Origin of the sequence: Pseudomonas sp. EA_65y_Pfl2_P74, from assembly GCF_963970575.1 — a bacterium.
In the GTDB taxonomy this organism is placed as follows: Bacteria; Pseudomonadota; Gammaproteobacteria; order Pseudomonadales; family Pseudomonadaceae; genus Aquipseudomonas; species Aquipseudomonas baetica_A.
In genome coordinates, this window is the sequence record NZ_CAXAOQ010000056.1 from 1 (window position 1) to 7,791 (window position 7,791).

A 7,791-nucleotide genomic window follows, 5' to 3' on the forward strand; every position below is an offset into this window, starting at 1 on the left:
TGATCACGGTGCGAGTGCGATCAACCTCGGCTACCTGACGCATCCACGCCCGAGCGGTGGGCAACCGCGCGGCGAAGGTTTCGAATTGCGCACCGACCGCCATGGCGCGGTGCGTGCCGGTGCCGGTTTGCTGATCACCACCGAGCCGCGCCCGAACGAGTCGAAACATCACAAGGATCTGCCGGAAACTGCCGAACGCCTCGCCACCGCGAGCGATCAGCAGGACGGTTTTGCCGTGCAAGCCAAAGAGTTGCAAGCGCAGGAAGCCGGCGATCAGGACGACGTGGCCAAGGCCTTGCACGCCCAGCATCAAGGCGTGCTCGGCAGTGGCCCGGCGAACATGACGGCCAACGAATTCCCGGAATTCACCGAGCCGCATCTGGTGCTCGCCAGTCCGGCGGGCATCGCCCTGACCACCCCGCGTTCCAGCCACATCGCCACCGGCGAACACCTGGCGCTGAGCAGCACCGGGCACACTAGCCTCTCCATCGGTAAACGCCTGCTGGCCAGCGCCAGTCGCGGCATGCGCCTGTTCGTGCAAAGCATGGGATGGCGCCTGGTAGCCGCGTCCGGTGACATCGACGTGCGGGCGCTCAAGGACAGCATCAATCTGCTGGCCAAACTCAACATCACCGCCAATGCCGACCGCATCACCATTACCGCCAAGACTGAATTGGTGATCCAGGGTGGTGGCAGTGCCACGACTTACAACGCTGGTGGCATTACTCACGCTACCAGCGGCCCGTACACGGCACATGCGGCGAACTTTGCCTACACCGGCGCCAAGAGCTTGGCCGGCGTGTTCCCGGAACCGCCGAAACCTGGCAAGGGCAACCTCGAACTGTTCAACCAGTACACCGGGCGCCAAGGCATCAAGGAAGGCGATTACGAAGTCATCGACGCCTTGGGCAAAAGCATCAAGGGCAAGCTCGACGCTAAGGGTTTCGCCAGCGTCTCTGGCGCCGCACCGGGGCCAGCGCGTGTGTTGTTCGGCAAGGATCCGGCAGACACCTGGAGCGATGGCAGCTACATCGGCAAGCCGGAATGGCCGTTGAATCCGCCGGGCGCGGAAGACGTGCCGAGTCAGGTGCAAGCAATGGTCGCTCAAGTGTTGCCGAGCAAGAACTGGGACATGCTGGAGAAGGGTAAGGACATGGCACAAACAGGGATGAGTGCGATGCAGACCGCGCAGGGCGCAATGCAAACGGCGCAGCAGGTGAAAGGCGCTGTGCAGGGCGGAGTGGCTGGATTGCCGAAACTGGCGAGTGCCGCCATGCCGAGTGCGTCGAGCATCCTCGGCGCAGCAAGCAAGGGCGGACAGCTACCGACGCTTCCCGCGCCAACGCTTCCAAAACCTTCCTTGAAAACCCCAGGCCTGTTGGCGGGTGAGATGCTGTCATGACCACTGAAATCGTAAAACGTGAACCTCAGGTTGCCATCGTTCCACTGAACGCCATCGACATCCAGGACGTTGCCAGCAGCGCAGCGACCTTCGATGCCTGGTTGCAATCAGCCACGGATGGCGTGGTCACCCTTGATCGGATCAAGAACGTCGCCGGCGCCTTACCCGTGGTGGGCAACATCATGGCGTTGGTCGATGCGCTGGGTGACATCGTCACCCTGTCGAATGCCCAGAAGCGCGACCTGCTGGCGTGGGCCAGTCTGGGCATCAACCTGATAGGTGTATTGCCATTACCGCCGGCCATGGCGGCGGCGCGCATGACCCTGCGCCCGACTTTGTTTCTGGTACGCCAAGAGATGAAGGCCACCAGCAAAATGCTGCTCAGTGCATCCGTGATCGAGGTGCTGGTCGGGCACCTGAACGCCTCTATCATGGGCACCCTCGACGACTTCGTTGAACAGGCCAAGGGCAAGTTGCCCGGGATTCTTGCGGACGCTGGCAAGCTCGGCGAAGAGGTCATCAATGAGATTGCCACGGGCATCGAGGCGGTCGCTTTCGGCAATCTGGATGCCAAAGGTGATCTGAATGCGGCCAGCGCCCAAGCGAGCGCAGCAGTCGATCAATTCAAGAATGATCCGCTGGCCTCATTCAGCAATGTTTTCGGGGCTGCCGCGAGTGCTTATAAAGCGGTTGGCAAGGGCCTTGCCAATAGCGTGGCGCAAAATCTGGTGCCCGATGACTTCAAAAAAACCGTTTCCGACGAAACCGAAAAACTGCGGACGATGGGTCCGGAACTGCGCACGCAGTTGAGCAAACTCGACGATGAATCGGTGCAGAATTCGATCGGCTGGTTGCTGCTGATCCTCTCCAGTGCCGTCGCTTTGTGGCGTAAGCGCAATGCCCACGGCCAGAGTGCCGGGGTCCACCCGGACAAGACCGGACAGGCAAAGCACACGGCGTCCGAGGGGCAGTTGGCCGCCAACGGCCAACAGGCGCCGGCGAAAGGCGCGCCCGAGCCGAAGAAAAACGGCACCTGCACGGGTACATGCAACAGCATCAATTTTGCTTTGGGATCGGAAAGCCTCAGCCATACCGATTTCAGCTTGCCTGGCCCCTTTCCGATCGAATGGACGCGCACGTACAACTCCTGCCTCGATGCCTACGATCAGAGCGAAGTCGGCGCTCGCTGGATCAACGAATTCACCACGCGTTTTGACTGCGTGGACGATGGGCTGACGTTCTACGGCGCTGACGGCCGCGACCACAGCTACCCACTGCCAAAGGTCGGCTTGTTCCACTACGACGCGATCGAAAACATCACCCTGGTCCGCAACAGCGAAGATCAACTTCTGCTGTGCCGTGGTTTCGAGCGCAAGGAAACCTACGTCCGCCATGGCCAGCGCTTTGTGCTGACCAATATTTCTCTGCGCAACGGCGCCGGGATCATGCTGCATTACGAGCATCGCCATGGCGAACAATCGGTGCTCTCCGACCTGATCACCTATCAGGAAAACGACATCAACAAGGTGCACCTGCACCTCGGCACGATGATCGACGATCACGGCCGACTGATAGGCCTTTGGCAAATCGTTGACGGTGCCCCACTGCGACAACTCTGTGCTTACCAGTACGACGCCTATGGCGACCTGATTCGGGCGCAGGATGAGAACGGCGCAGTCTGGTTGTATCAATACCAGTATCACCTGATCACCCGCTACACCGACCGCACCGGGCGCGGCATGAATCTGGAATGGAACGGCCAAGGCGCCAAGGCCAAAGCCGTGCGCGAATGGGCCGACGATGGCAGTTTCGACACGCGTCTGGAGTGGGACGAAAACATCCGTCTGACCTACGTCACCGATGCGCTCGGCAACGAGACCTGGCACTACTACGACATCCTTGGCTACACCTACCGCATCCGTTACGCGGATGAGCGTTCGGAATGGTTCTTCCGCGACGAGGCCAAGAACATCGTGCGCCGCGTGAATGCCGATGGCAGCACGGATCGCTACAGCTACGATGAACGCAGCAACCTGCTCGAACACATCCGAGCCGATCACACGGTGATGCATTACGCCTACGACGACCAAGACATGCTGATCAAAATCAGTGATGCCGAGGGTGGTCAGTGGCAACGCGCCTATGACGACCAAGGCAACCTGGTCGAAGCGCTCGATCCGCTGGGCAACAAAACCGAATACGCCTACAACAAATCCGGTCAGCCCACCGCGATCAAGGACGCCAACGGCAACGAAAAGACTTTGGATTACAACGACGCCGGGCAACTGGTCGAGTACGTCGATTGCTCAGGCAAAACCAGTGCTTGGGAATACAACGAACTGGGGCAGATGATCTGCTTCACCGACGCCGCCGGTAACACCACCGAATACGAATACAAGGCTGGCCAACTGGTGCTGATCAAGCACCCGGATAAAACCGAAGAGCGCTTTGAACGCGACGCCGAAGGTCGGCTGTTGATGCATGTCGACGGTCTCGATCGCTGCACCACCTGGAGCTACAGCGCGGCCGGTTTGATCGCCGAACGTGTTGATGCCGCCGAGCAAACCCTGCGCTATCGCTGGGACCGTCTCGGACGGCTAACCGCCCTGGAAAACGAAAACGAACAACGCGCGCACTTCCACTATGACCCGGTCGGACGCCTGCTGGAAGAGAGCGGATTTGACGGGCGCAGCACTCGCTATCAGTACGACCCGATAACTGGTCGCCTCGCCCAATTGATCAATGGCAAACGCATCATCTCGGCGAGCTTTGACCCGATGGGCCGCCTGATCGAGCGTCGCGCTACCCTGGGCGAGCAGTCGCAAAGCGAGACTTTTGCCTACGACGGCAACGGCAATATGGTGCTGGCTGACAACGCTGACAGCCGTCTGCAATGGTTCCACGACCCGGCCGGCAATCTGCTGCGCGAATACCAGCATTACCTCGGGCTGGAAAAGCCCACCGTCGCGATCTGGCAGCACGAGTACGACGTGCTTAACCAACGAGTTGCTACCGTTCGCCCCGACGGCCACCGCGTCAGTTGGCTCACTTACGGCAGCGGCCACCTGCTGGGCATGCGTCTGGATGAGCATGAACTGATCGGCTACGAGCGCGACGACCTGCACCGCGAAATCGCCCGCCACCAAGGCAATCACCTGCTGCAAACTCAAAGCTGGGACCCGGCCGGACGCTTGCAGGAGCAACTGCTGGGACGCAGCGATGACAAAAGCACTCTGCTCAAGCGCGAATACAAATATGACGCTGCCGGCCAACTGACCGACATCAACGACAGTCGTCGCGGCCCGCTCGCCTATCGTTACGATCCCGTCGGCCGACTGCTCAGCGCCGTGACGCGTCAAGGCGTTGAAACGTTCGCCTTCGACCCGGCCGGTAACCTGCTGGATGACAAGACTGCCGAAATCCGTCGTCCACTGGATATGACGCCACCGCGCAGCAAACTGGTCGACAACCTGCTGCGCGAATACGCCGGCACTCACTACGACTACGACGAACGCGGTAATCAGATCCAGCGCTGGCACAACGGCCAACGCAGTGATCTGCGTTGGGATTTGTTTGATCGACTGGTGCATTTCGAAGATCCGCGTCTGAGCGTGGATTTCGCTTACGACGCGTTGGGACGACGTCTGCACAAGAACTCCCGCGCCCACTACAAACAGCGGCCTGAAGCAGGTTCCCTCTGGAACAGAAACGAACACGCCCGCAAGCAGCGTGAACTGGGCTGCGGTTTTACGCTTTACGGATGGGATGGCGACAACCTCGCGTGGGAAAGTAGCCTGGCGCAGGGCGATGGCGAGCCGGGTCGCACAGTGCATTACGTCTTTGAACCGGGCACTTTCATACCCGTCGCTCAAGCTGTGCGCCACGCGCCGATCAAGCTCATGGGGCAGCCTGATTACAGCGGTGAGTACAGCCTTGATGAGGATCCACTGTGGAATCACAAAGCTACGGCATTACCGTTTGATGCGTTGGCCTGGTATCAGTGTGATCACTTGGGGACGCCGCAGGAGCTGACGGATTCACAAGGCAACATGGCCTGGACCGCGCAGTACAAGGCTTGGGGGCAGGTGACGGAGCAGCGTTCAGAATGGGCGCGGCAGCATGGTGTGACGAATCCGATACGGTTCCAGGGGCAGTATCACGATCATGAGACTGGGCTGCACTACAATCGATACAGGTACTATGATCCGAGGGTTGGGCGGTTTATTTCGCAGGATCCTATTGGCTTCGCGGGCGGCATTAACATCTACCAGTATGCGCCAAACGCCAATGGTTGGATTGATCCGCTTGGATTGGTTAAAGGTACAAATGAAAAAGGTCAGGTCACGAGTCGTGGAGGATGGAGAAAGGCATCTGTAAGGGACGCATGGAATAGTGCTCTTCCCGGACCGAACGGAGGCAAAATCTGTCCTGTGTGCGAAACAGAAGTAGAAGTTGCCCCAGGAACAGGTCCGCGAGATTGGGATATGGATCACCATCCCGATCCGTGGAGCAAAAGAGATTTCCCAGACGGCGTAAGTCGAAAAGAGGTTCTCGACAATTACCAGACGGGCGTTATTCTAAAATGCCCATCCTGCAACCGTAGAGAAGGAAATCGAAAATGAGCATTATTGAACATATAGAGAAGCACTTTGGGAAAATTTACCAAGGGTGGGACTTTTCTGAAGGTGCACATTCTTATCAAGTAGTTGAGTGTCGGGATGGTAGTGTGGAAGGTGTTGTCACATTTTGTACGCTAGGCCTTTCACATGTAGGACTTAAGTCTTCGGTGCCTGCACAAGTAATACACCACGAATTGTTATTGTCTATTGATCAGAATGAGATTCCCAAGAATGCAGTCGCAATCGTAAAGCAACTTGCAGATGATGCTATTGGATCCAGTTGCGCCTTGTTGAATAATCAGTTAATACAGAGGGAGGGAGTTGTTTTTGATGATTGCTCGCTCTCTGCTGTATGGATCAAGCCTCCGGTTTTTTTTGGAGATGAATCATTTTCTTATACTGGGCCTGATACGCATGGCCTTACATTCGTTTTTGCGTGGATTGTTCCAGTGTTTGACTCGGAGCTTAAATATATTGAACAAAAAGGTGCGGATGCTTTTGAAGTATTGCTTGAAGAAACATCGATTGATTTGTTTTCCCTAAGTAGGGATAGCTTGGTCGCTTGAATTTATAGTGCAAGCTTTCTTTGCTCCGTTTTCTGCAACGAGCTTAATTGAGTTTAGTGGGGCGTTGTGGAAAACGGATATCTGAAGGCGGGGTGATGATATGACAGATGCTATTCGCCTAGGCGATTCCACTTCACATGGTGGTAAGGTTCTAGAAGCTTTCTCCCAAACTAATCTGAATGGAAAGCCAATTTCTGGGCTCGGTCATAAGGTCAGCTGTCCATTGTGCAAGGGCGTTTTTCCGATTGCTGAGGGCAGCAGGACCTATACTGTCGATGGCACGCCTATCGCGCTGGACGGGATGAAGACCGCCTGTGGCGCAGCCCTTATCGCTAGTGGCCCGAAAGGTGCTGTAATCAGCTAATTTTCTGAATTTCGTCTACTTTATAACTCCCGTGTTCGGCTTATCCGTTGTTCTGCTGGATAATAAATTGGACCATTAGAACTTTGGATATCCGCTTCTGTCCGTTAGCAAACTTTTGCATAGTGCAGCGTAATCTTGGCCGACCGGATACGCGCAGTGACAGACAGAGCCGCGCCTTCCTACGGCGGCGTATGAATTTAAAGTTCGGAGTGCAGGGTGTTTCAAAGTCTCGGAGGCATATGTGCTTTATCAAGGCGTCGATGAATCAGAGAGACGATTGTAAGCAAATACTCCGCATCTTCTTTGGTCATAGTCCAGTGTATTCGAGCCTCATAGGCCGCAGGGTTTCGAAACATCCCAAATGTGCCCCGAACGAAGTTCGCAAGTAACCGCTCCATGAACTACACATTCAAAGCACTCCCCTGACGCCGGATGCTGTGCTCCCGTTTTTCTCCGGAGCCAGCCCCGCCATGATGCGACCCGACGCCAAAGTCGAAAAAATGTACCTCTACCCCAAACCCGTGGACTTGCGAAAATCCATCGATGGCCTCGCCGCTCTGGTCGAACTGGACCTCAAGGTCGCGGTGTTTGACCCGGTGCTTTTTGTCTTCCTCAACAAATCCCTCAACCGGGTGAAGATTTTGTATTGGGAGCGCAACGGCTTTTGCCTTTGGCTCAAGCGCCTCGTATCCGAGCGCTTTAAAACATCGCCCGATGTAACCGACGAGGCCATTGTGTTGAGCGTCCAGGAACTGAACTGGCTGCTCGACGGTTTCGACCTCTGGCGCAACCGCCCTCATCAGGTTTTGACGCCGCGCTACGTGGCGTGACCCGGTATAA

The 7,791-nt window shown here is 56.8% G+C and carries 6 protein-coding genes; 5 read left to right on the top strand and 1 reads right to left on the bottom strand.

The window, feature by feature from the left end; genetic code table 11:
- From AACY18_RS27510 to AACY18_RS27525, 4 genes are all read left to right on the top strand, one after another.
- A partial coding sequence (locus tag AACY18_RS27510; RefSeq protein ID WP_339466788.1) for a type VI secretion system Vgr family protein occupies window positions 1-1,402 on the top strand: 1,402 nt, incomplete at its 5' end.
- Window positions 1,399-6,024 (top strand): RHS repeat-associated core domain-containing protein, encoded by a 4,626-nt coding sequence (locus AACY18_RS27515; protein ID WP_339466789.1) that lies wholly within the window; start codon window positions 1,399-1,401, stop codon window positions 6,022-6,024. The genes AACY18_RS27510 and AACY18_RS27515, both read left to right, overlap by 4 nt.
- On the top strand, window positions 6,021-6,587 hold the full coding sequence (locus AACY18_RS27520; RefSeq protein WP_339466791.1) for a suppressor of fused domain protein: 567 nt from the start codon (window positions 6,021-6,023) through the stop codon (window positions 6,585-6,587). Before AACY18_RS27515 ends, AACY18_RS27520 begins: the two co-directional genes overlap by 4 nt.
- A 100-nt stretch (window positions 6,588-6,687) precedes the next feature.
- The gene (locus AACY18_RS27525; RefSeq protein ID WP_339434350.1) at window positions 6,688-6,951 is read left to right on the top strand and encodes a PAAR domain-containing protein; all 264 of its coding nucleotides are present in this window, start codon (window positions 6,688-6,690) and stop codon (window positions 6,949-6,951) included.
- Window positions 6,952-7,172: 221 nt separating this feature from the next.
- Here AACY18_RS27525 and AACY18_RS28245 read toward each other — a convergent pair whose 3' ends face one another.
- Window positions 7,173-7,349, bottom strand: coding sequence for a TIGR02391 family protein (locus AACY18_RS28245; protein ID WP_445261969.1), 177 nt, complete (start codon window positions 7,347-7,349; stop codon window positions 7,173-7,175).
- A 72-nt stretch (window positions 7,350-7,421) separates the two neighbouring features.
- Between AACY18_RS28245 and tnpB the strand changes: the two genes are divergently transcribed.
- Window positions 7,422-7,781 carry an IS66 family insertion sequence element accessory protein TnpB gene (gene tnpB / locus AACY18_RS27530; RefSeq protein ID WP_339466793.1) on the top strand — a complete coding sequence of 120 codons (360 nt, stop codon included), beginning with the start codon at window positions 7,422-7,424 and terminating at the stop codon, window positions 7,779-7,781.
- Window positions 7,782-7,791 lie beyond the last annotated feature (10 nt).

Excerpts from the sequence above, each read along its gene's own strand:
- AACY18_RS27520 (WP_339466791.1), top strand. The coding sequence starts at position 6,021 with ATGAGCATTATTGAACATATAGAGAAGCACTTTGGGAAAATTTACCAA.
- AACY18_RS27525 (WP_339434350.1), top strand. The coding sequence starts at position 6,688 with ATGACAGATGCTATTCGCCTAGGCGATTCCACTTCACATGGTGGTAAG.
- AACY18_RS27515 (WP_339466789.1), top strand. The coding sequence starts at position 1,399 with ATGACCACTGAAATCGTAAAACGTGAACCTCAGGTTGCCATCGTTCCA.
- AACY18_RS28245 (WP_445261969.1), bottom strand. The coding sequence starts at position 7,349 with ATGGAGCGGTTACTTGCGAACTTCGTTCGGGGCACATTTGGGATGTTT.
- tnpB (WP_339466793.1), top strand. The coding sequence starts at position 7,422 with ATGATGCGACCCGACGCCAAAGTCGAAAAAATGTACCTCTACCCCAAA.